Raw genomic sequence first — 25,398 nt, forward strand, 5'->3', positions numbered from 1 at the left:
TTTATCCCCATAGTCTCCTCATAAGTAAACTATGGGGGATTTCCCAGATTTAGGGAGAGAGAGATGTATTACTTACAAGGTGTTGAAATGGTACGAGGTGGGCGAACTATCTTGTCTGTGGATTCGCTGAACATTCCCACCAATGAGTTAACGGTTGTGCTTGGGCACAACGGTTCAGGTAAGTCTACTTTAGTCAGTCTTTTGTCTGGCCAGCAAGCGCCGGATAAAGGTCGAGTTGAACTAAATGGACAATCTCTCTCATCTTTAGCTACAAAAGAATTGGCGAAATCCGTCGCGTTTCTGCCGCAAAAGTTGCCTACCTCTGCAGGTTTAACAGTGCGTGAATTGGTTCGTTTAGGCCGTTTTCCTTGGCGCGGTGCATTAGGTCGCTGGAAAGCGGAAGATGAAACCATTATTGATGAGTCGATTGCCAAAACAGGTGTTACAGACTTTGCGAATACTCTAGCGGATGAACTGTCTGGAGGTGAACGTCAAAGAGCTTGGGTTGCGATGTTGCTTGCGCAGCAATCACCAGTTTTGATTCTTGATGAACCGACTTCGGCGCTTGATGTACACCATCAATATCAATTAATGGCTCTACTTTCTGAACTTAACCAGACACAAGGGTGTGGCATCATAGTGATTCTCCATGACCTAAATTTAGCTCTGCGTTATGCCACTCACATTGTTGCCCTTAAGCAAGGACGAATTGCTTTTGAAGGCGCGGCTGAATTACTGCTTGATGAACAGCGACTCTCAGAGCTTTACCATTCTCCTATCAAATTGATTGAACATCCGCAGCCAGTGGCTGAATCCAAAACCAATAAGGTCGCTATCGTATGTGCTTAAAAAGTTTGAAAAAGGCATGTCAAAGCCTCGTTGTTATTTCCAGTTTATTGCTTTCTTGTCAGGCATTAGCGGAGATTCATATTCAAGATAGTCGTGGTGAGCAGGTTTTCGCTCAATCTCCTCAGCGTGTTGTAGTGTTGAACTGGGATCTATTGGAGCAGGTTTTAGAACTTGAAATCACACCAGTTGGTGCGCCAAATCTGCCGTCTTATACCGAGTGGGTTGCTCAGCCTGCTATTCCTGCTGGCGTTGAAGATATTGGTACTCGCTCCGAGCCCAATCTCGATAAAATTTCAGCCTTAAAGCCGGATGTGATTATTGCGGCTTCGCCACAAAAAGATTTAATTCCAGCGCTAGAGCGCATTGCTCCTGTTGTATATTTGCCTAACTTTGAACAGTTGGATCAGTCTGCACAAGTGGCTATTGAGCAATTTAGAGTGCTCGCAAAATTACTTGGAAAAGAAGCTCTCGCAGATCAAAAACTAGCGGACTTGGATTCGCGCTTTCAGCAGTTAAGTACAAGGTTACATACGGCATTTGGTGAAGAATTACCATCTGTAGTGGCAATGCGTTTTGCCAGCACAACATCAGTGTTCTTGTATGGTGAAAATTCAACGACTCAATATGTGGTTGATAAATTGGGTTTAAGAACAGCGCTACCACAACCTGCAGCTCAGTGGGGTATTGTTCAAAAACGCCTGAATGAATTGCAGAATGTGAAAGACGGTTACGTGCTCTATATCTTGCCATTCCCAGAGCAAGAGAAACTCAATAAATCTATGTTGTGGAAGGCGATGCCTTTTGTCCGCAGTGGCAAGGTGAATGCGGTTCGTGCAGTTTGGAGTTACGGCGGTGCCATGTCATTGCTTTACACGGCTGAAGCATTGACCGAAAGCTTGCTGGAGGTTGCGCCAAAGTCATGAGGTTGGTTCATTTAAACCTGCTTGGTTTATTGGTGCTGCTGGCGGCAGTGTTCAGTTTGCAGATTGGCAACGAACTCAGTTTGTCGATGCAGTGGAGCCTTGCAACGTTAGCTACTGAAGCGCAAGAGTTTGCGGACTTCAATTTTTTCTATGCTCAATTACCAAGGGCGGCTATCACTATTCTCGTTGGCGCGATGTTAGGTCTAGTAGGTAGCCTAATGCAGCAGCTCACGCAGAACTCTCTGACTTCACCACTGACACTGGGCACATCTTCCGGTGCTTGGCTGGCATTAATCGTCGTTAATATCTGGTTCCCGGATTTAATCGCCGATTACAGTGCGCTTGCAGCCATGGTCGGCGCCTTGTGTGCATTCGGTGTGATTGTACTCATCACAGGTGTGAATAACATGACCGGCTTGCCATTAGTGGTGTCCGGCATGGTTGTGAATATTCTCCTTGGCTCAATCGCAACGGCAATCATTTTGCTCAATGAACAGTTTGCTCAAAACGTATTTATGTGGGGAGCGGGAGATTTAGCGCAGAATGGTTGGGAGTGGCTTGAGTGGCTACTTCCGCGTTTAGCTATCGCTATTCCATTATTAATCGTAGCGCCCAGAATTCTCACTCTGATGAGATTAGGACATCAGGGTGCTGCCGCTCGTGGTCTGGCTGTGATTCCTGCGTTCTTGTTATTGATGGTTGCGGGCATTTGGCTGGTTTCAGCATCCATTACGGCGGTAGGCGTGATTGGCTTCATCGGTTTATTAACGCCGAACATTGCTCGCGCTATGGGGGCTAGAACGCCAAAGATGGAACTTTATTCGAGCATGTTGCTTGGTGCGTTGTTGCTGCTGTGTACTGACATGCTTTCTATGTGGCTCAGCTTATGGACAGCGGAAGTCGTTCCTAGTGGCATTACCACCGCAGCGATTGGTGCACCGGCATTAATCTGGTTTAGTCGCCGTCAATTAAAAGCACAAGATACATTGGCTATCAGCTTGCCTCATCATCGCAGCAATGTGAGCACACGAAGTGTATCGATTCTTGTCATTGCGTTTGCTTTCGCGATTGTTTTGCACGCTTTTGTGCAAGTAAGTGATAACAGCTGGAGTTGGATTATCCCAAGTGACTATCAATGGCAATTGCGTTGGCCGCGAGCTTTAACGGCGTTGTTTGCTGGCATTGGTTTGGCGATAGCGGGTACGATTCTGCAACGTTTGATTTATAACCCATTAGCGAGCCCAGACATTCTTGGCGTATCTTCCGGTGCTACATTCGCCCTAGTGTTTTCCAGTTTGTTCCTTGGACAGTCGATGATGGGCACTAACTGGGCGACGGCTTTGCTAGGAAGTGTGGTTGTTCTGATTGCTCTGCTATTTTTAGGTAAACGTCATCAATACGCTCCTTCTAGCCTAATTCTGACAGGTATTGCCATTACTGCATTGCTAGAAGCACTGGTGCAGTTCTGTCTATCAAAAGGCTCTGCAGACAGTTATCAAATCTTGTTGTGGTTGGCGGGCTCGACGTATCGAGTAACCCCTTCTCAAAGTCTCTATTTGGCGGCCGGAGTGGCGGGATTGTCCTGCGTTGCTTTGCTGGCGTCACGCTGGCTAACTTTGATTTCTGTTGGACGCAGTTTTGCTGGCGCGCGAGGGTTAAGCCCGCAAACGGCCAGTTTAGTTCTGCTCATTGTGGTCGCTCTATTGTGTGCACTAGTGACAGCAACGATGGGGCCAGTCTCTTTCGTTGGCTTAGTCGCACCACATATGGCGATGATGTTGGGAGCACAGAAAGCAAAGCAGCAACTATTGGTGGCAAGTTTAGTTGGCGGCTCGTTAATGCTATGGGCGGATTGGTTAGGGCAAGTCATGCTGTATCCAATGCAGATTGCGGCGGGAACCATAGTTGCAATACTTGGCGGCAGCTATTTTCTGTTACTGCTGGTATTTAGCCGAGCTAAGTAATCAAAGAAAGAGCCCGTATGGGCTCTTTTTATATCAATGTGGAAAATTCACTGCTGCAACGATGCTTTACGTAAAATGGAATTACATCATATGTTTACGACGAATATCGAGTAGAGCGAAGATGCCGAAAATCAGTATTGACCATTTTTCCCAGCTGCTGGTTTTTACTTTGTCGCCAAATGCGCCGACAAATATCAGCATTTGCAGGCCATGCATCATGAAGAGGAATGCAGTCATGATGTAAAGCGCGATAGCCGCTTTACCGGGAAATGGCATAAAGATGTTAAGTAGTAAAACGATCCAGACAAATGCGATGGCTGCTTTGGCTAAAACTAATAGGGCTTTCATTCTGTGGTCCTTTCAAACGTTTTTTTCAAATAAGCGGTAACATACTTGGCCAGCACTTTTTTCTCGGTATAGCTGCCAGCTTGCTGGTAATTCAGGTAACGATAATTCTTTTTCGGTTTCTATGTAAATCATAGCGTTATCAGCAAGCCATCCATTTTGCTCAAGCAGTTGTAGTGTTTCTTCTAACAAGCCTTTACGAAATGGCGGGTCGATGAATACCACATCAAAAGGTGAGCCGCTTTGCTTCAGATAGGCTAAAGAGTCGGTATTAATCGCTTCGATGTTGGTTGCTTTTAACGTACCAATGTTGGTTTTTAACTGGTTGAAAGCTTGAGGGTTTAATTCCAACATAGTCACGCTTTCTGCCTGACGTGAAGCACACTCAAAGCCTAAACCGCCAGAGCCTGCGAATAGATCAAGGCATTTGGCATTTGGCACGTCTTGAGCAATCCAGTTAAACAGAGTTTCTTTGACTCTATCTGTGGTTGGGCGCAGACCCTCAGCATCGTGAACGGGTAGTTTTCTTCCGCGCCATAAGCCGCTGATAATACGAACTTGCCCACTTGGAGCACGATTTTGTGATGGGTTTTGTTGGCGACGTCTTACCATAGATTTTTTGACCGCTAATTAAGTGTTATTATACTCAAGTGACCTCAAGATGCTTGTTCAGCGAGAATTTATTCGCTCTTAGGCAAGGCACTGATTTGAAAACATAGTTATTCTACGTAGAAAATCAGTAACGCAGAATAGGAGCGAATAAAACTCGCCCTTTGGGAGCTCATCAACGAGCCCATTTCTGCGCTCAATAACGTTGAAAGGGAATGCCATTCCTACCGTTATTAAGCTTGCTCTGAACTCGTTGATGAAGCTCTGAATCCCGCATTGTGAGGTCACTTGGGTATATAGCCAACCTTTCAGTAATAATAGTTTTGCTGAAGATAAGCATTCATAAATATGGCAAAGTTTACCAAGTGAAGAAGAAAGTTATCACTGCTTTGTCATTTTTCTTTTCTTTTTAAGGATAATTCTTTAAGAAAAGAGTCATAGTTTAGAAAAATAATCAGTTAAGAAAATCTAGGATATCCTCAGATGACGGAAAAAAAGAAGCGTGGCTTACTGTCATGGCTTGGCTTTGGTGATGAAGAACCGAGCCAAACAAAAGCAGCCGAAGAACAAGTAGAACAATCAGAATCAGAACAAACGGTTGAAGAGCTGGTTGAGGAAGTCGAGACTGAAAAAGCAGAAGCAGAAGCAGAAGCAGAAGCAGAAGCAGAAGCAGAAGCAGAAGCAGAAGCAGAAGCAGAAGCAGAAGCAGAAGCAGAAGCAGAAGCAGAAGCAGAAGTTATAGCAGACGAAGAACCTCAAGTTCAAGAGCCTCGAATTCAAGAGCAGGAAAAACCGACCGAAAGCTTTTTTGCTCGCCTTAAACGCAGTTTAAGTCGTACTAAAGCCAACATTGGCGCAGGTTTCTTTGGCTTATTCAAAGGCAAAAAAATCGATGACGATTTGTTTGAAGAGCTAGAAGAACAGCTTCTTATTGCGGATGTGGGAATGGACACCACATTAAAAATTATTGAAAACCTGACAGAAAAAGCATCTCGTCAGCAACTAAAAGATGGCGAAGCACTGTACGATCTACTGAAAGGTGAGCTGGCAGAAATTCTGTCTACGGTTGAACAACCTCTAGTCGTTGATACAGCAAAAACACCTTATGTGATCTTAATGGTTGGTGTTAACGGGGTTGGTAAAACGACAACCATCGGCAAACTGGCGAAACAGTTCCAATCGCAAGGTAAGAAAGTGATGCTGGCCGCGGGTGACACATTCCGTGCAGCAGCCGTTGAACAGCTTCAAGTGTGGGGCGAGCGAAACAAGGTTCCTGTTATTGCTCAGCATACTGGCGCAGACAGTGCTTCCGTGATTTACGATGCGATTGAAGCCGCCAAAGCGCGTGGTGTTGATGTGGTCATCGCAGATACAGCAGGTCGCTTGCAAAATAAAGCGAACCTAATGGAAGAGCTGCGTAAAATCGTTCGCGTGATGAAGAAAATTGATGATTCAGCACCACATGAAATCATGCTGACGTTGGATGCGGGGACAGGTCAGAACGCGATTAGCCAAGCAAAACTGTTTAGCGATGTAGCGCCTATTACAGGTATTACACTAACCAAGCTTGATGGTACGGCTAAAGGCGGTGTGATTTTCGCAATTGCTGATCAGTTCCAAATTCCAATTCGCTTTATCGGTGTCGGTGAAGGTATTGAAGATCTTCGTCCGTTCGAAACGCAACAGTTTATCGACGCGCTGTTTAGTCGTGACGAGTAATAGCTGAAAATAAACCGAACAGTAACATACCCTAGAGAGATACCCGTTAGGGTATCTCGATGCACAAAAGGAATGATGCGTGATCAAGTTTCAACAGGTGAGTAAGGTATATCGAGGCGGGCGACAAGCTCTGCAGAAAGTCGATTTTCATTTACGTCGTGGTGAGATGACCTTTCTGGGCGGTCACTCCGGCGCAGGTAAGAGTACTTTGCTTAAGCTCATTTGTGCTATTGAGAGGCCTACCGACGGTAAAATCAGTTTCAATGGTCATGATGTGACGCGTATTCCCAATAAAGATATACCTTTTTTGCGTCGTAACATTGGGATTGTTTTCCAAGACCACCGCCTTTTGATGGATAGAACGGTATTTGATAACGTCGCGTTGCCAATGCGCATTGAATCCATCTCAGAAAATGAAATTAAGCGCCGCGTTTCAGCTGCTTTAGATAAAACCGGGCTGTTGGATAAAGCCCGCTGTTTACCTAGCCAATTATCAGGTGGTGAGCAGCAACGTGTCGGTATCGCTCGAGCAGTAGTAAATAGACCGACGCTCTTATTGGCCGATGAACCTACTGGTAATCTGGATCCTGAACTGTCGACCCGTATTCTTCATCTGTTTGAAGAGTTCAATCGCGCAGGGGTAACTATATTGTTGGCAACCCACGATCATAACTTAGTGAATTCTCGTCCTCAGTATCGCCACTTAGAGTTAAATCAGGGCTTTTTAAGTGAGGTTGAAGATTATGGCCGTTAAGCCGAAAAATAAAAAAGTAACTCAATCCCGCGATGCGAAAAGAATGAAAACTGATGGTTTTCTCAAGGTTCATATCAAGCAAGCGAAAGCCTCTTTCTTTAGTCTTTGGCAGCGTCCGATGGGTAACATTCTTACCTTAGCGGTCATTTCTATGGCTTTAACTCTGCCAGCCTGTTTATATTTGTTGAGTAAGAATATTGCGTCAGTAGCAGACAATGTCGCCAGCCCTTCACAGATTAGCGTATACATTAAACAAGATACTCCTGAGCCAAGAATTATGGTGATTAAGGATGAAATTGAAAGCCGATCTGACGTAGAAAAAGTCGAGTACATTTCTCCACAACAAGGTCTACAAGATTTGAGTCAGCATTCTGGTTTCGACCAAGCGATCAGCTTGCTTGATGAATATTCGCTGCCTGGTGTATTGATCGTGTCACCCAACGTGGAAACAGACCTAGAAATTAAGGCGATTGCAGAATCCATTCGTGACCAAGAAGGTGTGACTGACGTTCGTTTAGATGAAGATTGGATGGCCCGCTTAGATGCTATCCGTAATTTGGCAACTATTGTGGTAATAAGTTTGTCGGTACTGATGCTAGCTTCGGTGTTTCTGATTATCGGAAACACACTGCGTTTCAACGTTCAGGCAAACAAAGAAGAAATTCAGACCATGAAGCTGATAGGTGCAACGGATAGCTTCATTCTTCGCCCTTACTTATATGTAGGCATGTGGTTTGGTGTTTTAGGTGCGGTATCGGCTTGGTTATTGACGGCTTTCATTACGATAGTTCTTAATGGTGCAGTAGAGGATTTAGCTAAGCTGTACGATAGTCAGTTTAGATTAATCGGCTTAAATTGGGATGAAACTTTACTGCTACTCATGTTAGGAACTTTCTTAGGTTGTGTTGCAGCGAAAAGTGCAGCTCAACGTCATCTAAAAGAAATTGAACCTGTGTAACGAATCCTTGTCATTATTAGGTAAAAACAATATTTGGGTGGCTAGTTGACTTGTCACTAACATTTGTTTATGCATAATAACCAATCGGTCTTGAATCCTGTTCATTTTGGGTTCAAGATTGTTAGATTAAATTGGCTCCAGATCAGAGATTGATGAGGAATTGAATGACTACTTCAACATATCAATTAGCACTTGTTTCGCAAGACAGCTTAGATAGTTATATCCGCACAGCGAACAGTTATCCTATGCTGACCGCAGAGGAAGAACGTGAGCTTGCTGAGAAGTTGCATTATGAAGGTGATATCGAAGCTGCGAAAGGCTTGATTTTGTCACATCTTCGTTTCGTTGTTCACGTTGCTCGTGGTTATTCTGGCTACGGCTTGCCATTAGCGGATCTCGTTCAAGAAGGTAACATTGGTCTGATGAAAGCGGTAAAACGCTTTAACCCGGAAGTGGGTGTAAGACTTGTGTCTTTTGCTGTTCACTGGATCAAAGCGGAAATCCACGAGTACGTATTACGTAACTGGCGTATCGTGAAAATTGCGACCACAAAAGCGCAGCGCAAACTTTTCTTCAATCTACGTAAATCGAAAAAGCGTTTAGGTTGGTTTAACAACGGTGAAGTTGAAACGGTAGCTCGTGAGTTAGGTGTAGAGCCTTCAGAAGTTCGTGAGATGGAATCTCGTCTAGCGGCACAAGATGCTACATTTGAGTTTTCTGCTGACGATGAAGACAACAGTAACTCTTATGCAGCGCCAATGCTTTATCTTGAAGACAAGAATTCAGATTTAGCGGACAACCTCGAAGAGCAAAACTGGGAAAACCACACTACTCAACGTTTGAGCTTTGCGCTTGCTAGCCTTGATGAGCGTAGTCAGCATATTGTACGCTCGCGTTGGTTGGATGACCAAAAATCGACGCTACAAGAATTAGCCGATATGTATGAAGTGTCTGCAGAGCGAATTCGTCAGTTAGAAAAGAACGCAATGAAGAAATTGAAAGAAGCGGTAGGCGAGTTGTAATATCCCTAGCACTTTTATGAACACTGAAAACCGAGGTCTTTTGATCTCGGTTTTTTTATTCCGGATCGAAAAGTGTTTAGGATTTAGTTTGGATATCTGTGGATAACTCTGTGATAAATTTATTTACTGACTGTCATCAAGTAGGGTAAATAAAGGTATGAACGCTATTTTTTATTTGGGGATACTTTTCGATCTACACACAGAAAAAGCAGGATCATCACTAGATGTTGTGGATCGATCTTAAGAAAAACACTTTATCACCACAATCCACAGAATTATCCACAGTTGATGAACAAATGATCGCTGGTGGATAACCTTATTTAGCTCATGTACTTATCATTCATGGGATAGGTTACAATGATGCTTGAAAAATATTATTAAAGTGAGAGTAAATCATGGACCAATTTCAGCATATTGATGTAGCGGGTGCTCAAACCCTTATTGAACAAAAGAATGCAAAGCTAGTGGATATCCGAGATCCCCAGGCATTTGCTACTGCGCACGCAAAAACCGCATTCCACTTAACTAATGACAGTATTGTTTCATTCATGGAGCAAGCTGAATTTGATGAGCCTGTTCTAGTGATGTGTTATCACGGCATCAGCAGTCAAGGGGCAGCTCAATACTTGGTTAACCAAGGGTTTGAACAGGTGTATAGTGTGGATGGTGGTTTTGAAGCTTGGCATCGTGCCAACTTACCTGTTGAAGCGAGTTAGAAAGACAGATGATTAGATTGATCACTTTAAATAACCCTCGAATGGCACAATCATTTATTGATTACATGGCGTCGCGGCAAATCGAGATAAAAATGATGCCAGAGGGTGGTGGTCAATTTGCACTGTGGTTGATGGAAGATGAACATCAATTAGAGGTGGAAAGTGAAATAAAGCAGTTTCTCGCTGATCCCAACCACAGCAAGTATCAAGCCGCTTCTTGGGATATGGCTGAAAGCCGTAAACCTCAGTTCCAATACCACTCACCTAGTATGATGGATATGTTGAAAGCCAAAGCTGGTCCATTAACGCTATCCATCATGCTTGTATCTATTGTTATTTTTGTTCTTCAGCAAATAGGGATGAGTAACGCGGTATTTTCCGCACTGCATTTTCCAGCTGAAAGTGGACAACAGTGGCAGCTATGGCGTTGGGTGAGCCATGCACTACTGCATTTCTCCGTTTTGCATATAGTCTTCAATTTGTTGTGGTGGTGGCAATTCGGGGGGGACATCGAAAAACGTTTAGGTAGCTTCAAGCTATTGCAGCTGTTCTTGGTCTCTTCCGCTTTATCCGGCGCTGGGCAATATTGGGTGGAAGGTGCTAATTTTGGTGGGTTGTCCGGTGTGGTTTACGCATTGGTCGGCTATTTGTGGATGCTGGGTTGGCGCGCTCCTCAGTTAGGTTTAGGAATCCAGAAACCTTTGGTTGGTTTCATGTTAGTTTGGTTGGTACTTGGATTCGTGCAGCCTTTTATGGCAATTGCCAACAGTGCTCATCTAGCGGGTTTAGTGGTTGGTGTCTTACTGGGATTCACTGATGCGAACCGATATTCCCTAAAGAAACAAAAAAACGGCTCATAGGCCGTTTTTTTCGATTCGGAACGTGTTCATTACTGGTACAGATACTTAGTAAACAGTAGATCGGCGATGATAGTGCGGCCGGTCTCAGGTAGCAGTGTATTGTTTAGCTGCTCTACAAGGGTTTTACGTAAGTCTTCGCGGCCAGCTAAAGATTTAATCACATCTTCATTTTGTTTACCTAACAGCTCGACCACTGCATCACGTATTAGAGGCTGGTGTTTTTCTATCAGAGGTAAATCAGCACTGTTACTTACCATGACATCGATACGTACTTGGATATACCCTAATTTTTTACCTTTAGTGTAGAAGTTCGTTGTGACATCTGGCTCAAGCGTGAAATAGGCCAATTTTGGCGCTTCTTCTTCGGCACTGACTAAGTTGGAAGATAGAAGACCAAATACGAGTATGATCGGAGCTAGGTATTTTCTAAGCATATGTCTATTAATTCTTTTCTCTGTTCAAGATACTCGAATCGCCCGAGTCTTGTTACAATAGAGCATCTTTTTGTAAATAAAAATACTCTATTAGGTTTCATGTCCTTGGTTTGAGACCATGAGCGGAATTTCTTACGTGATGACTGCTCACTGTATTGAATATTAGTATGAATCAATCAATTTCGCTGTACCTGACTGCTTTAAGTCAAGTTAACTGGTCATCGCCAGAAGAATTTACATTTCCAGATCCCAATGCAAAAGCTTGGTTGCTAGAGCAAGGGTCTCTCTCTCGTCGATTATCGGAGAATTGCCAACAGTTAACCGTTGATCTGTTGAAAAACGTATGGGTTGAATCTTCGACCTTGGATACGAGTGAGACGGATTTGTTGCCAAAGGAGTCCTGTCTTCTGCGAAAAGTTATTCTACAAGGAGATGGTAAGCCTTGGATAGTCGGTAGAACATTGATTCCAAAATCATCTGTTCAAGATCAATCGCATAATCTCGAACATCAAGGCGAAATTCCACTTGGACTCACCGTGTTCAGTGCCGATAATGTTAAGCGTGATGCGTTACAGGTTGGTTGGGTAGAGACGCCGGATGGCATGTTTTTGGCGCGTCGTTCACGTTTGTGGATGAATGATAAGCCTATGCTGGTGTCTGAATTATTCTTACGTGATTCCCCAGCCTATTTTTCTAAGGAGCAAGTATAAATGAGCGCTGTAAAAGCAAAGGCATATTGGCAGCTAATGCGGATGGATCGTCCGATTGGTTCATTACTGCTGTTATGGCCTACTGTTTGGGCTCTTATTTTATCGGCTCAAGGTTTTCCAGACATCAAAGTTCTGATTGTATTCGTCCTAGGTGTATTTATGATGCGCTCGGCAGGGTGTGTGATTAATGACTTTGCGGATCGCAACGTCGATGGTCATGTCAAACGGACTTCACAACGCCCTCTGCCATCAGGAAGAGTGACTGCGAAGGAAGCTGTGATTCTCTTTCTTGCTTTATCTATTGCATCATTCTTGTTGGTGCTGACCATGAATCCACTGACAGTCCAGCTTTCTTTTGCTGGATTGGTGCTTGCGTTTATTTATCCATTCATGAAGCGATTTACACACCTTCCTCAACTGTTTTTGGGACTTGCTTTTAGTTGGTCGATTCCGATGGCTTGGGCTGCACAGGCAAATGAACTGCCGTTAATTGCTTGGTTTGTTTTTGCCATTAATGTGGTGTGGACCATTGCTTACGACACTCAATATGCAATGGTGGATAGAGATGATGATTTAATGATTGGCATTAAATCGACCGCCATTCTCTTCGGTCGATATGACAAAATGATCATTGGTGGCTTACAGCTGTTGACGATTGTAATGATGATCATGTTAGGTCATTACTATCAATTGGGAGCGAGTTACTACTGGGGATTGTTGGTTGCTGGTGGTTTGTTTGTGTATCAACAGCATTTGATTCGTCATAGAGAAAGACAACCTTGTTTTCAGGCTTTCTTGAACAACAACTATGTTGGAATGGTGGTCGCGTTTGGCCTGCTGATTTCGTACTTCTAATTAAAAGAAAAAAAAGGCATCCAATGGATGCCTTTTTTGTGTTCGTTGTCTACTTTACAAGATGTTGGTCGTATTGATAAATACTCTCTTGGATAGTCAATCTCACTTCTGGATAAAGCATGCTGTATAGCTTACGAGCAAGACGCTTGGTTTGCTCAACGTGGCATTCTCCATCACTATCCAAATAGCCTTCAGACTTCAACGTTACAAACAGTGCCGAGAACACACCTTTGTCGAAGAACTCTGGTGCGTTAATGCCGTGTAGTCGACCTAGACGTTGAGCAATTTCCTGGCTCTTCGTTTCTAAATCAGATTTACCCAGCTCTGGGTTTTCTACCAGTAAGTTTAAAGCAATCGCATAACGTTGCAGCGTTTCTGAAATAGTACGACCTAATAGCATCAACACTTGGGTTTTAGCTTGATTAATTGTCACCATACCATCGTTAATCGAGAGTAAATCTTGGCGCTGTAATTCATCTAAGTAGTGCGTTACTTTTTCAGTGAGTTGCTCACTATCAAGGCTGAGGAAGAGTTCTTGCTTCAAGAACGGGTAGATCAGCGCAACGTTTTCCTGAATCTTCTCAACACTGAGTTTTTGTTGACGAATCAGCATTTGAGCAATCAGTGATGGTAGAGCAAGTAAGTGAATGATGTTGTTGCGATAGTAAGTCATTAGAATCGATTGGTTACGGTCTAATGAAATAATATCCCCCATGGTATCGGATTCGATAACAAACTTGTCGAGAGATTCTGCGTGGTTAACCAAGTTTTCCGCGCTGTCATCTGGAACCGTAGAGGTATTCGAATACGGAACGTTACGCAGAATGTTTAAGTAGCATTCAATTTGGTTAATCAGCGTATCTCTTGATAACGCACGTTGACGGGAAGCAAGCAGTGCAGTTGCACACAGTGTGAGTGCGTTGGTCGCTGCAGCGTCGTTAATGTGTGTCATCATTTTAGTGGCGAGCTTATTAACCAACGGATTCATCCATTGTGGTTTGGTCGCCCCCATAGGATCGATATCTTGGGTCCAACTAGGAACTTGCTCGTTCAAGTATTGGTTTAGTGGAATTGGCTCACCAAAGTTCACATAGCCTTTACCAAAGTTGCGCAGTTTACGAATTGTACGTAGTACCAAACCCGCGTTTTCTTTCTCTTTTTGCTTACCGCGCAACTCTTTTGCATAGGTGCTCACTTCCATTACGTGTTCATAGCCAATGTAAACAGGCACGAGTGTCACTGGGCGATTCAGTCCACGTAGCATAGCTTGGATGGTCATCGCCAACATACCCGTTTTCGCTGTAAGCAGGCGGCCAGTGCGTGATCGACCACCTTCACTGAAATATTCAACTGAATAACCTTTAGAGAATAATTCAGCAAGATACTCACGGAAGATAGTTGAATACAGCTTGTTGCCCTTAAAGCTACGACGCAGGAAGAATGCACCACCACGACGGAAAATTGGGCCCGCTGGGAAGAAATTCAGGTTAATGCCCGCAGCGATATGCGGTGGAACTAAGCCTTCGTTATACAGAACGTAGGACAGCAATAGGTAGTCCATGTGACTGCGATGACATGGCACATAAACAATTTCATGTCCGTCTTGCGCTAAGCGACGTACAGTTGAAGCGTTATTGATGTTTAAGCCTTGATACAGTCGGTTCCAAAGCCAGCGTAAAACACGGCTGCCTTCTTTAATCATTGAGTATGAGAAGTCTGCTGCGATCTCATCCATGATGTCATGGGCGGCTTTACGAGCTTTCTCTATAGAAATGTTTTTTGCGTGGGCTTCGTCTTGAATTGCTTTATCAATCGCAGGAGATTGCATCAAGCGGCGAAAAAGCACTTCGCGCTGAGGTAGATTTGGACCAGAAGCGGCCAATTTCTGACGAGAAAAGTGAATACGCGCAACACGAGCTAACTTATGGGCAATGGCTTCATCAGTACCGTGTGAATCTGCCATATGACGCAGTGAAACCACAGGGCTGAAGCGCACCAAACAGTCACGACCGGATACAATAACCGCTTTTGCTTTCTGCAATCCGTTCATTGGCTGCAGATAAGGTTTCTCTCTGCCTTCTTTACCGGGCTTTCTTCCCCATAACACAGAGGCTGGAATTACTTGCACATCCAATTCTTGATCGTGGTGATGCAACGCTAGAAGGTCAGTGAATGTCGCAATCGAATCACTCGGTACATGGCTGTCATTTTGTAGCAACGTCGGACGAGAAGAGATAAACACGTAACGTTTTAGATTCTCACCCTGAATTTCTAGTGGAGATAGTGGATCTGGTAAGCCGGCCTCTCTCGCATGAGTTTGCAGTGTCAGCAAATCAATATTTGAGCGGAAAGGTAGTACATAAATGATTGGCTTATTTATATCGATGCCGATATCTTCAATCGGATTTGACGGAATTGGTGTTCCTTTTACTAGTAGCGTTGTCGGTAACTTTAAAAGCGAACGTGATAGTGATTGTCCAGAAGACATAAGAGTTCAAAGCCTCAAAAATCAGTACAATAACTAAAGTGTATTTCCGTGTTCCTAAAACGTTTGAGAAGGAAAATGGAGATACACCTAAGTTGGTCTTTATTTTTCGAGTGGCAAGAATACCAGAAACTGGTCAAACCTTTTAATTTTATTCAGAGATGTTTGCTTTTTGTGCAGTAATTCTGAATTTTCTTGCAGATTGATGTTTTTAACACGTGGAACACAGAATGTATAAGAAGAATCCCCAGGGCCTAATGCGCCTATTCAAAGCAACAAGCTATTCCTATAAAGGGATTTGTGCGGCATTTAAACATGAAGCTGCATTTCGCGAAGAAGCTTTGTTAGCCGTTGTCGCTCTACCATTGGCCTTTTGGTTAGATGTGACTCAAGTTGAACGCATGCTGATGATTTCAAGTGTACTACTGATAGTTTTGGTTGAACTGTTGAATAGTGCATTGGAAGCCGTTGTTGATCGAGTTGGCTCAGAACATCATGAGTTATCAGGTCGAGCGAAAGATATGGGCTCTGCTGCTGTGTTTATCGCGATGATTATTGCTGGTTATATTTGGCTAGAGGCTCTATTTATCTAAAAAATAAGCAATTGGCTTTGCATTTCATAAATTACTGGATATACTCACAGTCAACTGTATAAAAAAACAGGTGAACTATGAAGCCGTTAACGCCACGCCAGCAACAAGTTTTTGATTTAATCAAAAGCAAAATCGATGAAACCGGAATGCCACCAACGCGCGCTGAAATTGCTCGTGAATTGGGTTTTCGTTCTGCAAACGCTGCAGAAGAGCATTTGAAAGCTCTTGCTCGCAAACAAGCAATTGAGATTGTACCAGGGGCATCTCGTGGTATCCGTATTTTAGTTGAAGCGGCAAATGACGAAGAGCAAGGTCTACCTCTTATCGGTCGTGTAGCGGCGGGTGAGCCAATCTTAGCTCAAGAACATGTAGAGTCGCATTACCAAGTGGATCCAAACATGTTCCGTCCACATGCTGACTTTTTATTGCGCGTTCATGGCGAGAGTATGAAGAACATCGGCATTATGGATGGTGACTTGCTTGCTGTTCATAAGACTCAAGATGTGCGTAATGGTCAGGTTGTTGTAGCTCGCGTTGAAGACGATGTGACGGTCAAGCGTTTAGAGCGCCGTGGTTCAAAAGTTCTACTGCATGCAGAAAACGAAGAATTCTCACCAATTGAAGTGGATCTGACATGCCAAAACCTTTCTATTGAAGGTATCGCAGTAGGTATTATTCGTAATACCGACTGGATGTAGCCACTTCTGTATTGAGCGATTGTTAGGTATGAATCGAGTGAACAGATTCGATACCTAAATATTTGCAAATCTAATTGATATTCATTATCATCTTCTTTGTTGCGATACAAGGAAGATGATAATGCGCACTCCACAAAATCAAAACTCTCAACGTTATCAAATCCCTACCAATTTGGTTCAACCGCTTTGGTTACGTAGTCGTGAAAGCTTAGTCGATAACGGCCTTATTTATGATCCTATCGCAGCCACTGCTTGCCAACGTTGTCATTTAGCCCCCGATTGCCTAAGCGGTGATGTCGATCAGAAGCAGTTACTTCATGTCACCCTCACTCAACTCTGCGACAAACAAGTACGCAACTTTTTAGATGAACACCCAGATGGTTGGGTTATTAACGTGGGCGCTGGTTTGGACACTCGCTTCTATCGTATTGATAATGGACGATGTCATTGGATTGAGTTAGATGTGACAGAGAATCTTTTGTGGAGACAAAAACTGTTTCATCGCAGCGAACGCTATCTGCATTTGTGTGGCAGTGTTAGTGATATTGATTGGTTAGAGCGTCTGCCTGTTCCTGAGTTTGCTCCAGTTTTAATTCTGTGTGAGCATGCACTGCTGGATTGCGATACTGTACAAGCCTCTAGATTCATCCGCTCTTTAGGTCTGAGTTTTGCTCATGCGAATGCTTGTATTGTGTTGGCTGGAGATAAAACTTGTACCCACTTGGGGCAGAAAATGGGTTCAGGGACTTATGCGCATGGCTTTTCGGCACTAAAGGAAGCTGTGATGAACTGTTTGCCTTGGGCAAAACAAGTGACTACCTCTTCGCCACTCGACAGCCAATGTGGCCGTTGGAAATTTTGGCAACGAGTGTTGAGCAAGTTTGCCGGATTAAAGCAACGATTTACTCCTGTGGTTATTTACGTGCGTTGGTAGCGTGTGATAGCCGTTAGCTACTAACTTCGTTACACTTTGTTTTCTTTGCTCAATAGCTTTTTAGCTAAATGAGTTGGAATAAAAAACGCAGCTAAAGCTGCGTTTTTCTTGTTGTTGAACTTAAAACAGGCGGTTTAACCCGTTTAACGCAGCAACACGATACGCTTCAGCCATGGTTGGGTAGTTAAAGGTGGTATTCACAAAATATTCGATGGTATTAGCTTCACCTTTCTGTTCCATAATCGCTTGGCCGATGTGGATAATTTCTGCAGCTCGCTCACCAAAGCAGTGAATACCTAGAATCTCTTTGGTTTCTCGATGGAAGAGAATCTTTAAACTACCCACGTCTTTACCCGCGATTTGTGCGCGAGCTAAGTGTTTGAATGACGAACGCCCCACTTCGTAAGGCACTTTCGCTGCCGTGAGTTCTTGTTCCGTTTTACCAACAGAGCTGATTTCAGGAATGGTGTAAATACCAGTTGGGATATCTTCAATCAGTTTGTTGGTTGCTTGCCCATGAGAAATCGCTTGTGCAGTGAAACGACCTTGGTCATAGGCTGCGCTAGCAAGACTCGGATAACCAATTACGTCGCCGACAGCGTAAATGTGGCTAACTTCCGTCTGATAGTTACTGTTCACGCTGAGTTGACCACGAGAATCAGGCTTCAGACCAACAACTTCAAGATTTAGCTTATCTGTATTGCCAGTACGACCGTTGGCGTAAAGCATACAGTCTGCTTTCATCTTCTTACCGGAATTCAGATGTACGATAACGCCATCATCTGTACCTTCAATCTTGCTGTAGGTTTCATCGTTGCGGATAACCACACCGCTATTCCAGAAATGATAAGAAAGCGCATCTGATGTCTCGTTATCTAGGAATGATAGCAGACGATCACGGGTGTTGATTAAGTCGGTTTTAACGCCCAATCCACGGAAAATTGAAGCATATTCACAACCGATGACACCAGCACCGTAAATGATGATGTGTTGTGGATCGTGCTCGAGGTTCAAAATTGAGTCGCTGTCATAAACGCGAGGATGGTTGAAATCGACATCGTGAGGGCGGTATGGTCGAGAGCCTGTCGCGATAATAAATTTATCGGCAGTGTAGTGTTCAACCGTGTGGTCAGCTTTGGTTACTGCCACTGTATTGGCATCAACAAAATGCGCTGTACCGAAAATAAGGTTGCATTGGTTACGGTCATAGAAGCCTTGGCGCATTCTGGTTTGTTTATCAATTACGCTTTTTGCGTGGCCGAGAATGGATGAGAATGTTGAGTGTAAACTGGAATTATTATTACAGAACAAAGGGTTGCTGTTAAATTCTATGATGCGGCTAACCGCATGACGCAATGCTTTAGAGGGGATAGTACCCCAGTGTGTACAACCACCGCCTACGCTGGTTTCTTTTTCAATAATGGCGACATTCAATCCCGCTTTGGTTAACCCCATTGCTGCACCTTCACCGCCAGGTCCGCTGCCTATTACGATGACGTCAAAGTGGTTATTCAGTGCCATAGATGATCCTTGTTATAATTTGGTTAACATTGCGATAGCGGGATTTTAACTGATCTGTGCTAGGCGTAAAACTTAAAGCCCCTATAGAGTGGAGATGATCACGAGATTAAAACAAATATCGATGATTTAATGCTTGTGTTGAAAGCTTGATGAAAAATGCAACGGTTATGTTAAGAAATTGTCTGACGCTTCAAAATGACCTGCTTTGCCTCTTAGATATGGGGGGAAATCGCGATATAGTAGGCAACTTTAGTGACTGACTTGACAGGGTTTGGCTTGAAATGAAATCCATGGGAATTCGCGCACAACAGAAAGAAAAAACGCGCCGTTCGTTGATTGACGCGGCGTTTAGCCAATTGAGTGCTGATCGCAGCTTTTCTAACTTGAGCTTACGTGAAGTTGCACGTGAGGCTGGCATTGCACCCACTTCTTTCTATCGCCATTTTAAAGATATGGATGAGCTAGGTCTGACTATGGTTGATGAAGGTGGCTTATTACTGCGTCAACTGATGCGTCAGGCACGTCAACGTATTGTTAAAGAAGGTAGTGTGATACGCACCTCCATCGAAACTTTCATGGAATTCATCGAGAGTAGTCCGAACGTATTTCGCCTTTTGCTTCGTGAGCGTTCAGGCACCTCATTCGAATTTCGTACAGCGGTAGCTCGTGAAATTCAGCATTTTGCAGCAGAGCTCTCGGAATATCTGATTGCTACTGGGATGAATCGTGAAGAAGCCATTACTCAAGCCGAAGCTTCAGTCACTTTGGTTTTTAGCTCTGGTGCAGAAGCCTTAGACCTTGAGAGACGTGAACGCGATGAACTTGCAGAACGTCTCATCATGCAGTTGAGAATGATAGCCAAAGGGGCTTTCTGGTATCGTAAAGAACGTGAACGTAATAGATTGAAAGGAGGGCTGAATTAATGTCGAATGAAAGTAGCAGCACCATTAATCATGGCTCAGAACGTAAAACATTGGTACTTGCGTTAATTGCGGGTATGTGTGGCGATGCGTTGTTGTCTTGGATAACTATCAGCGAAGTGTCTTTCTCAATTTTCCCTGTAATCGCTTTAGTGTTGTCTGTACAGGCACTGTATCAGGAGTACCTACGTAATCCTGTCGCTGAAGAGATACCACTAGTTGGATTGGCATGTTTCTTTGTCGGGGTATTTGGTCACTCTGCTTTTGTTAAAGCGCAATACCCAGCTGCGGGATCTAACTTCTTTTCTATTATAGTGACTCTATTGCTCCTGTTATGGGTAGGGAAGAAACTGGGTTTTATAAGACGCTCTGAATAAGAGAGTGCTAATTAGAAACAAAAAACGAGCCATTGGCTCGTTTTTCTATTTATCAACTAATACTTCTGACTTCTGGTTACGCTTTTCTTTCTAGCATCACACCTGCTTCCATGTGGTGGGTGTATGGGAACTGGTCAAACAGAGCAAAGCGAGTCACTTTATGTGTTTTACATAAGACATCTAAGTTTTCTTGCAATGTTTCTGGGTTACATGAGATATACAGAATGCGCTCATAACCTTGCACCATTTTACAAGTATCGATATCCATGCCTGAGCGAGGCGGATCAACAAAAATGGTATTACAGTTGTAGCTCTTTAAATCGATACCAGCTTCTTTTAAGCGATTGAATTCGCGTTTACCTTCCATTGCTTCAGTAAACTCTTCTGCCGACATACGAATGATTTGTACGTTATCGATTTTATTGGCAGCAATGTTGTACTGTGCGGAATGTACTGACGGTTTTGCTAATTCGGTTGCCAGCACGCGATCGAAGTTTTGAGCCAACGCCAATGAGAAGTTGCCGTTACCACAGTAAAGTTCTAAAAGGTCGCCTTTGCTCTCTTGAGTACAATCGACGGCCCATTCCAGCATTTTTTCAGCCACTTTACCGTTTGGTTGAGTAAAACTGTTTTCTACTTGTTGGTAGGTATATGGTTTCCCGTTCACGCTCAGCTTTTCGACCACAAAGTCTTGGTCTAGCACAATCTTCATTTTGCGCGCACGACCAATGATATTCAGGTTAAAACCTTCATTTTGCAGAGCTTGCTTAAGTGCTTTCGCTGCAGAAATCCATTCATCGTCCAGTTGGCGGTGATAAAGCATTGATACCAGAACTTCGCCACTGAGTGTAGATAGGAAATCTACCTGGAAGAGTTTACGACGCAGAGTGTCGTTACCTTTCATTGATTCAATAAGCAGAGGCATCAAATCGTTGATAAGGCGGCTCGCTGCAGGGAATTGATCAACTCGGTATTTTTCACGTGTTTGCTGGTTGAACATGATGTAATACATTTCATCACCTTCATGCCAGATACGGAACTCTGCACGCATTCGATAAAACTGAGCCGGGGACTCAAAGACTTCCAACTCAGGCACACCATAAGATTCAAACATCTCTCCTAGTCGAGTGATCTTCTCATCCAGTTGCGCTTGGTAGTTGTCTGGGTTTACATCAAGAGTCGCCATTGCTTTACCTTTTTCTGGTACGTTCAAATAAAGAGCGCAGATTTTATTCAATCTCCCGCTTATGTCCAGTCTTGTTCTAAAATTGATGTTTTGTCGCACGTAAAAACTATAGCTTATATCAATCTATGCTAGACAAGTTATCGATTGCTCAATACTATCAACGGCAAGCTGGTGTTGTTTAGAAGCCTAGATGGCTAAAACAACTTAAGAGGGAATCTGGTGAAAATCCAGAACTGACGCGCAGCGGTAAGAGAGAACGAAAGCTCAAGTGACACTACGTTTGTGGGAAGTCGAGTAAGTAGGCCAAAGAGGTGCTCTCAAGTCCGAAGACCTGCCAGCAACCGAACAAACCCATGGGATGGACCCATGTTCGGTAGGATTAACGCGATTTAGGACAATATAATGAATAAATCCCTTCTAGCGGTGGCAGTGGCGTCGCTGTTTTCTCACACTTCTTTTTCTTACGCACAGCAGTCAACAGCTAGTGAAACTGTTGTTGTAACGGCGAACCGTTTTGAGACTAAAGTGAGTGAATTAACTTCTCCTATTGTTGTTGTAACAAAGGAGGATATTGACGCAATTCAAGCTAATTCTCTATCCGAAGTTTTACAACGTTTGCCGGGGATTCAAATCGTGAATGGTGGGGGGTACGGTAAGTCCACCGAAATATATATGCGAGGTACCTCGAGCAAGCACCAGCTAATTCTGATTAATGGGACTCGTATTGGTAGTGCTACTTTAGGCTATGCAGATATAAGCCAAGTACCTTTGATTGGTGTTGAGCGAATTGAGTATATTCGTGGGCCTCGTGCCGCGGTATATGGCTCAGATGCGATTGGTGGTGTGATAAATATCATCACCTCGACAAATAGCTCTCAGAGCAAAGTTGAAGTAGGTGCCGGTATTGGTAGTAATGGATACTATCAAGGCAACATTGGAGTTTCAGTTAACATTGGTGATGATAGTTGGGGTAAGTTCGCGGTTAAACGTCAACAAAACGAAGGCTTTTCAACTCTTCAATCTCCGTATGATCAAGATGATGACGGCTTCTTTTCCAATGATGTTTATGCAGAGCTAGGCACCAATATCTCCAGTTCACTTTCAGCATCTGTTGAAGCTACTTATCATGACGCTGAAAGTGAATATGATAGTGGTGCATACGCTGCACCAACTTATACGACTTGGGAAAATGCAGAAGATAGCGTTTCGCGTTCAAGCAGCTATAGCGTCGCGAGTAAAGTTGCGTATAAATCTGAATCCTATTCAAGTGATCTTCTGTTAGCGAATAATCAAGATGAATCGGTAAGCGTAAATGATGGTGACAGTAGTGAATACCAAACGGATCGTTATGTTGTTAACTGGATACATCGTTATCAATTGACAGATAACGTCGCTATTTCTGGTGGTTATGAATGGCAACAAGAGAAAGTAAGTACCAATGGCGATGCATATACAATAGATAATCGAAGCAACAATGCTTTTTACCTTTACAGCCAATATGCAATCAATGCACTTCTTTTGGAAGGTAGTGTACGAACTGATGACAGTGACGTTTATGGTAGGAAGAACACTTGGCAACTAGGTGCTTCATATCAGTTCATCAAGCAGTTAGGGTGGTCTATTAACTCTGGTACTGCTTTTAAAGCTCCTACTTTTAATGACTTGTATTACCCTGTGGATAGTTATGGAAACGTGGGTAACCCGAATTTGAAACCAGAGGAATCTAGTCATATTGAATCTTCTTTTTATGGTCTGTTACTTGACTCCATAGACTGGCGTGTTACTGCCTACAAGACGAAAATCGATAACTTGGTGTCTTGGGAATATGATTCAGCAACGTATACCTCTTCACCAGAAAATATTGATAAAGCGGAAATTAAAGGTATTGAAGTTGAATTCGCTTTTGATACAGGGCCGATCAACCATAGTTTGAGTTACGACTATACCGATGCAAAAGATAAAGAATCTGGTAATCAATTGATACGTAGAGCAAAGAACAATGTTAAATGGAATGCATCTTACTTATTAAACAAGTGGCGATTTGATTTATCTACGCTTTATCGAGGTCACAGTTTCAATGACACCAATAATCAATACGAGCTGGACGACTATGTCTTGGTCGACGTTGCAGCAAGCTACAATCTGTCAGAAGCTCTAGTTGTCAGAGGGCGAATTGCTAATGTATTTGATGAAGGTTATGAAAATAGACTTGATTACTATAGAACTGCCTATAACACAGCAGGTAGAGAGTTCTATATCAATGCTGCCTACCAATTCTAATAAAACTCAAACCGCCTTCGGGCGGTTTTTCACTATTTGGCGCTTCAACAATCATTGCCAATTCACATAGAGCGAGTATGATCTTTGCGATATCGTTGTTCTTATCTGGTTCCTGCTGTGTCTACTCAATCTGTTCCTAAAGTCCTAATATTCGACTCTGGTGTCGGCGGTCTATCTGTGTATAAAGAAATTGAATTGCGCCTTCCGCAACTCTCTTATACCTATCTGTTTGATAATGCCGCATACCCGTACGGAGAGTTAGAGCAGAGTGTCTTATTACAAAGAGTAGAACAACTAATCACAGGGCTAGTGGAACAACAAGGTTTCGACATAGTGGTTATTGCTTGTAATACCGCAAGTACCATTGTGCTTCCGACATTACGCTCTAAGTTATCTATTCCGGTGGTCGGTGTTGTCCCAGCAATTAAGCCTGCTTCGTCATTAGCCAATAAAGCCGTTGGGCTTATTGCCACACCCGCAACCGTCACTCGTCAATACACACATGATCTTATTCGAAGCTTCTCTGCTGATAAAAATGTGGAACTGCTTGGTTCTACTCGTCTTGTTGATATGGCGGAAGAAAAGCTTAGAGGAAAAGCGATAGATCTACAGGAGCTGCAAAATATCTTAAGTCCACTGATCAATCAGATTGATGTTGCGGTATTAGGATGTACACATTTCCCTCTTATCAAAGATGAGATTCAACAAGTGCTAGGGAAAGAAGTGTTGCTGGTGGACTCTGGTGAGGCAATTGCGAGACGAGTGAAAGATTTACTCGGTATAGAAAGCGGTGTTCGCTCGGAGAACAAACACACTATTTACTCCAGTGCACTTCCTTGGGAAGAAAGTGCACTGAATAAAAGGCTAGAACAGTTAGGATTTTCTGCTATTCGTCCATATCCTCTTCCGGGTGTTTCGGATCGTTTGCAATCCTAACTTTTAGTGTGCGCTGCATGTAATCATGTTCGTTGAGTGCATCAATCGCCGATTGAGCATGCGTTGCTGCCATGACAACAAAGCCAAAACCTCTACGTTTTCCTGTGCGCTTATCTTTCATTAAGCGAACTGCAAACACTTCACCATGTTGAGCAAATAAATCACGAACGTGAGACTCATTTGCTTTATATGGCAAGTTACCTACATAAAGTGTTTTGGTTGGTAATGCTGGTTCTTCATCTTCATTAAGAGAGGGTGATGATAGGAAAAGTTTGAATACAATAGTTGCTGCCACAACACCCACAATAAAACTTACAGCTGAAGGAATGCCTGGAACTAGAGAAATTATTGCACCGCCAATAATCGCAATCGCGATATTCAAAAACATTGGTTTATTTAAGTTCATATAAGAATACTACTTGTAAGAATAAAATTAGATGCGTATCTACGATTAACAAAATAGATACATGAATCTTACGTATATGCTTAGGTTTTTTCCAACCAATTGCTGTGACCCCCCTCAAATGTTGAAATTTTATTCGATAAACAGTGCTTTGCTTGCTTTTTGAGCGAACGAAAAATTATTTGAAAAAAGTGCTTGTCTAATTATTTTAGCTCCCTATAATGCCGCCTCACTGACACGGAGTGAGATGAACATCACAACGTATCAAGTAAGAGAGAAAATAAAGTTTGAAATAAACGTTGACTCTCAATAATTAAAGCGTATTATACGCACCCCTAGCGATGATG

General features: G+C 43.3%; 25 protein-coding genes and 1 riboswitch. Of the genes, 18 read left to right on the forward strand and 7 right to left on the reverse strand.

From position 1 onward, the window contains the following. Positions 1-63: 63 nt before the first annotated feature. The 3 genes from G5S32_RS00460 to fhuB are packed head-to-tail and all read left to right on the forward strand — an operon-like array spanning position 64 to position 3,736. Positions 64-849 carry an ABC transporter ATP-binding protein gene (locus tag G5S32_RS00460; protein WP_165309984.1) on the forward strand — a complete coding sequence of 262 codons (786 nt, stop codon included), beginning with the start codon at positions 64-66 and terminating at the stop codon, positions 847-849. After that, the gene (locus tag G5S32_RS00465; protein WP_165309985.1) at positions 840-1,772 is read left to right on the forward strand and encodes an iron-siderophore ABC transporter substrate-binding protein; all 933 of its coding nucleotides are present in this window, start codon (positions 840-842) and stop codon (positions 1,770-1,772) included. Before G5S32_RS00460 ends, G5S32_RS00465 begins: the two co-directional genes overlap by 10 nt. Then, positions 1,769-3,736 carry a Fe(3+)-hydroxamate ABC transporter permease FhuB gene (gene fhuB / locus G5S32_RS00470; protein ID WP_165309986.1) on the forward strand — a complete coding sequence of 656 codons (1,968 nt, stop codon included), beginning with the start codon at positions 1,769-1,771 and terminating at the stop codon, positions 3,734-3,736. Before G5S32_RS00465 ends, fhuB begins: the two co-directional genes overlap by 4 nt. An 81-nt stretch (positions 3,737-3,817) precedes the next feature. Here fhuB and G5S32_RS00475 read toward each other — a convergent pair whose 3' ends face one another. Further along, positions 3,818-4,084, reverse strand: a complete 267-nt coding sequence (locus G5S32_RS00475; RefSeq protein WP_165309987.1) for a DUF1145 domain-containing protein — start codon at positions 4,082-4,084, stop codon at positions 3,818-3,820. 12 nt (positions 4,085-4,096) lie between these two features. Continuing rightward, positions 4,097-4,693: a 16S rRNA (guanine(966)-N(2))-methyltransferase RsmD gene (rsmD, locus tag G5S32_RS00480; RefSeq protein WP_165309988.1), complete on the reverse strand. Its 597-nt coding sequence runs from the start codon at positions 4,691-4,693 to the stop codon at positions 4,097-4,099. A gap of 480 nt (positions 4,694-5,173) precedes the next feature. Here rsmD and ftsY point away from each other — a divergent pair, with 480 nt between their 5' ends. From ftsY to glpG, 6 genes are all read left to right on the forward strand, one after another. Next, complete coding sequence (gene ftsY, locus G5S32_RS00485; RefSeq protein ID WP_165309989.1) at positions 5,174-6,409, forward strand: signal recognition particle-docking protein FtsY; 1,236 nt, start codon at positions 5,174-5,176, stop codon at positions 6,407-6,409. A gap of 79 nt (positions 6,410-6,488) precedes the next feature. After that, positions 6,489-7,163 (forward strand): cell division ATP-binding protein FtsE, encoded by a 675-nt coding sequence (ftsE, locus tag G5S32_RS00490; protein ID WP_165309990.1) that lies wholly within the window; start codon positions 6,489-6,491, stop codon positions 7,161-7,163. Continuing rightward, positions 7,153-8,121, forward strand: a complete 969-nt coding sequence (gene ftsX, locus G5S32_RS00495) for a permease-like cell division protein FtsX (RefSeq protein WP_165309991.1) — start codon at positions 7,153-7,155, stop codon at positions 8,119-8,121. Before ftsE ends, ftsX begins: the two co-directional genes overlap by 11 nt. Positions 8,122-8,285: 164 nt before the next feature. Beyond that, positions 8,286-9,143, forward strand: a complete 858-nt coding sequence (gene rpoH, locus G5S32_RS00500; RefSeq protein ID WP_165309992.1) for an RNA polymerase sigma factor RpoH — start codon at positions 8,286-8,288, stop codon at positions 9,141-9,143. A gap of 395 nt (positions 9,144-9,538) precedes the next feature. Further along, positions 9,539-9,859 carry a thiosulfate sulfurtransferase GlpE gene (gene glpE, locus G5S32_RS00505; RefSeq protein ID WP_165309993.1) on the forward strand — a complete coding sequence of 107 codons (321 nt, stop codon included), beginning with the start codon at positions 9,539-9,541 and terminating at the stop codon, positions 9,857-9,859. 8 nt (positions 9,860-9,867) lie between these two features. Beyond that, on the forward strand, positions 9,868-10,719 hold the full coding sequence (gene glpG / locus G5S32_RS00510; RefSeq protein WP_165309994.1) for a rhomboid family intramembrane serine protease GlpG: 852 nt from the start codon (positions 9,868-9,870) through the stop codon (positions 10,717-10,719). A gap of 29 nt (positions 10,720-10,748) precedes the next feature. On the opposite strand, the gene G5S32_RS00515 is transcribed toward glpG, so the two are convergent. Beyond that, the gene (locus G5S32_RS00515; RefSeq protein WP_165309995.1) at positions 10,749-11,153 is read right to left on the reverse strand and encodes a flagellar basal body-associated protein FliL; all 405 of its coding nucleotides are present in this window, start codon (positions 11,151-11,153) and stop codon (positions 10,749-10,751) included. A gap of 167 nt (positions 11,154-11,320) precedes the next feature. On the opposite strand from G5S32_RS00515, the gene G5S32_RS00520 reads away from it, so the two are divergent. Further along, positions 11,321-11,863, forward strand: coding sequence for a chorismate lyase (locus G5S32_RS00520; protein WP_165309996.1), 543 nt, complete (start codon positions 11,321-11,323; stop codon positions 11,861-11,863). Further along, positions 11,864-12,718, forward strand: coding sequence for a 4-hydroxybenzoate octaprenyltransferase (gene ubiA, locus G5S32_RS00525; RefSeq protein WP_165309997.1), 855 nt, complete (start codon positions 11,864-11,866; stop codon positions 12,716-12,718). Positions 12,719-12,767: 49 nt separating this feature from the next. Here the strand turns inward: ubiA and plsB are convergent, their stop codons facing one another. Then, positions 12,768-15,206, reverse strand: coding sequence for a glycerol-3-phosphate 1-O-acyltransferase PlsB (gene plsB, locus G5S32_RS00530; RefSeq protein WP_165309998.1), 2,439 nt, complete (start codon positions 15,204-15,206; stop codon positions 12,768-12,770). Between the two features lie 227 nt (positions 15,207-15,433). On the opposite strand from plsB, the gene G5S32_RS00535 reads away from it, so the two are divergent. From G5S32_RS00535 to G5S32_RS00545, 3 genes are all read left to right on the forward strand, one after another. After that, entirely contained in the window at positions 15,434-15,796 is a 363-nt protein-coding gene (locus G5S32_RS00535) for a diacylglycerol kinase (RefSeq protein ID WP_165309999.1), read from the forward strand. 77 nt (positions 15,797-15,873) lie between these two features. Beyond that, positions 15,874-16,494 carry a transcriptional repressor LexA gene (lexA, locus tag G5S32_RS00540; protein ID WP_165310000.1) on the forward strand — a complete coding sequence of 207 codons (621 nt, stop codon included), beginning with the start codon at positions 15,874-15,876 and terminating at the stop codon, positions 16,492-16,494. A gap of 115 nt (positions 16,495-16,609) precedes the next feature. After that, positions 16,610-17,428, forward strand: a complete 819-nt coding sequence (locus G5S32_RS00545; RefSeq protein WP_165310001.1) for a class I SAM-dependent methyltransferase — start codon at positions 16,610-16,612, stop codon at positions 17,426-17,428. Between the two features lie 120 nt (positions 17,429-17,548). Here G5S32_RS00545 and sthA read toward each other — a convergent pair whose 3' ends face one another. Beyond that, complete coding sequence (gene sthA / locus G5S32_RS00550; RefSeq protein WP_165310002.1) at positions 17,549-18,949, reverse strand: Si-specific NAD(P)(+) transhydrogenase; 1,401 nt, start codon at positions 18,947-18,949, stop codon at positions 17,549-17,551. Positions 18,950-19,230: 281 nt separating this feature from the next. Between sthA and fabR the strand changes: the two genes are divergently transcribed. Continuing rightward, the gene (gene fabR / locus G5S32_RS00555; protein WP_165310003.1) at positions 19,231-19,872 is read left to right on the forward strand and encodes an HTH-type transcriptional repressor FabR; all 642 of its coding nucleotides are present in this window, start codon (positions 19,231-19,233) and stop codon (positions 19,870-19,872) included. Then, entirely contained in the window at positions 19,872-20,246 is a 375-nt protein-coding gene (locus G5S32_RS00560; protein ID WP_165310004.1) for a YijD family membrane protein, read from the forward strand. Before fabR ends, G5S32_RS00560 begins: the two co-directional genes overlap by 1 nt. Before the next feature lie 76 nt (positions 20,247-20,322). Here the strand turns inward: G5S32_RS00560 and trmA are convergent, their stop codons facing one another. After that, positions 20,323-21,432 (reverse strand): tRNA (uridine(54)-C5)-methyltransferase TrmA, encoded by a 1,110-nt coding sequence (gene trmA, locus G5S32_RS00565; protein ID WP_165312688.1) that lies wholly within the window; start codon positions 21,430-21,432, stop codon positions 20,323-20,325. Between the two features lie 152 nt (positions 21,433-21,584). Next, a riboswitch (cobalamin riboswitch) is annotated at positions 21,585-21,785 on the forward strand. Between the two features lie 49 nt (positions 21,786-21,834). Here trmA and G5S32_RS00570 point away from each other — a divergent pair. Both G5S32_RS00570 and murI read left to right on the forward strand, forming a co-directional pair. Beyond that, a complete protein-coding gene (locus G5S32_RS00570; RefSeq protein WP_165310005.1) occupies positions 21,835-23,712 on the forward strand; it encodes a TonB-dependent receptor domain-containing protein in 1,878 nt (625 codons plus the stop codon). 117 nt (positions 23,713-23,829) lie between these two features. Beyond that, the gene (murI, locus tag G5S32_RS00575; RefSeq protein WP_165310006.1) at positions 23,830-24,648 is read left to right on the forward strand and encodes a glutamate racemase; all 819 of its coding nucleotides are present in this window, start codon (positions 23,830-23,832) and stop codon (positions 24,646-24,648) included. On the opposite strand, the gene G5S32_RS00580 is transcribed toward murI, so the two are convergent. After that, a complete protein-coding gene (locus tag G5S32_RS00580; protein ID WP_165310007.1) occupies positions 24,599-25,054 on the reverse strand; it encodes an RNA recognition motif domain-containing protein in 456 nt (151 codons plus the stop codon). The two genes, murI and G5S32_RS00580, sit on opposite strands and share 50 nt — an antisense overlap. Between the last annotated feature and the right edge of the window lie 344 nt (positions 25,055-25,398).

It is taken from the genome of Vibrio ziniensis, assembly GCF_011064285.1.
Classification (GTDB): domain Bacteria; phylum Pseudomonadota; class Gammaproteobacteria; order Enterobacterales; family Vibrionaceae; genus Vibrio; species Vibrio ziniensis.

Coding starts and splice junctions, on each gene's coding strand:
- G5S32_RS00460 (WP_165309984.1), top strand. CDS start 64: ATGTATTACTTACAAGGTGTTGAAATGGTACGAGGTGGGCGAACTATC.
- G5S32_RS00465 (WP_165309985.1), top strand. CDS start 840: ATGTGCTTAAAAAGTTTGAAAAAGGCATGTCAAAGCCTCGTTGTTATT.
- fhuB (WP_165309986.1), top strand. CDS start 1,769: ATGAGGTTGGTTCATTTAAACCTGCTTGGTTTATTGGTGCTGCTGGCG.
- G5S32_RS00475 (WP_165309987.1), bottom strand. CDS start 4,084: ATGAAAGCCCTATTAGTTTTAGCCAAAGCAGCCATCGCATTTGTCTGG.
- rsmD (WP_165309988.1), bottom strand. CDS start 4,693: ATGGTAAGACGTCGCCAACAAAACCCATCACAAAATCGTGCTCCAAGT.
- ftsY (WP_165309989.1), top strand. CDS start 5,174: ATGACGGAAAAAAAGAAGCGTGGCTTACTGTCATGGCTTGGCTTTGGT.
- ftsX (WP_165309991.1), top strand. CDS start 7,153: ATGGCCGTTAAGCCGAAAAATAAAAAAGTAACTCAATCCCGCGATGCG.
- rpoH (WP_165309992.1), top strand. CDS start 8,286: ATGACTACTTCAACATATCAATTAGCACTTGTTTCGCAAGACAGCTTA.
- glpE (WP_165309993.1), top strand. CDS start 9,539: ATGGACCAATTTCAGCATATTGATGTAGCGGGTGCTCAAACCCTTATT.
- glpG (WP_165309994.1), top strand. CDS start 9,868: ATGATTAGATTGATCACTTTAAATAACCCTCGAATGGCACAATCATTT.
- G5S32_RS00515 (WP_165309995.1), bottom strand. CDS start 11,153: ATGCTTAGAAAATACCTAGCTCCGATCATACTCGTATTTGGTCTTCTA.
- G5S32_RS00520 (WP_165309996.1), top strand. CDS start 11,321: ATGAATCAATCAATTTCGCTGTACCTGACTGCTTTAAGTCAAGTTAAC.
- ubiA (WP_165309997.1), top strand. CDS start 11,864: ATGAGCGCTGTAAAAGCAAAGGCATATTGGCAGCTAATGCGGATGGAT.
- plsB (WP_165309998.1), bottom strand. CDS start 15,206: ATGTCTTCTGGACAATCACTATCACGTTCGCTTTTAAAGTTACCGACA.
- G5S32_RS00535 (WP_165309999.1), top strand. CDS start 15,434: ATGTATAAGAAGAATCCCCAGGGCCTAATGCGCCTATTCAAAGCAACA.
- lexA (WP_165310000.1), top strand. CDS start 15,874: ATGAAGCCGTTAACGCCACGCCAGCAACAAGTTTTTGATTTAATCAAA.
- G5S32_RS00545 (WP_165310001.1), top strand. CDS start 16,610: ATGATAATGCGCACTCCACAAAATCAAAACTCTCAACGTTATCAAATC.
- sthA (WP_165310002.1), bottom strand. CDS start 18,949: ATGGCACTGAATAACCACTTTGACGTCATCGTAATAGGCAGCGGACCT.
- fabR (WP_165310003.1), top strand. CDS start 19,231: ATGAAATCCATGGGAATTCGCGCACAACAGAAAGAAAAAACGCGCCGT.
- G5S32_RS00560 (WP_165310004.1), top strand. CDS start 19,872: ATGTCGAATGAAAGTAGCAGCACCATTAATCATGGCTCAGAACGTAAA.
- trmA (WP_165312688.1), bottom strand. CDS start 21,432: ATGGCGACTCTTGATGTAAACCCAGACAACTACCAAGCGCAACTGGAT.
- G5S32_RS00570 (WP_165310005.1), top strand. CDS start 21,835: ATGAATAAATCCCTTCTAGCGGTGGCAGTGGCGTCGCTGTTTTCTCAC.
- G5S32_RS00580 (WP_165310007.1), bottom strand. CDS start 25,054: ATGAACTTAAATAAACCAATGTTTTTGAATATCGCGATTGCGATTATT.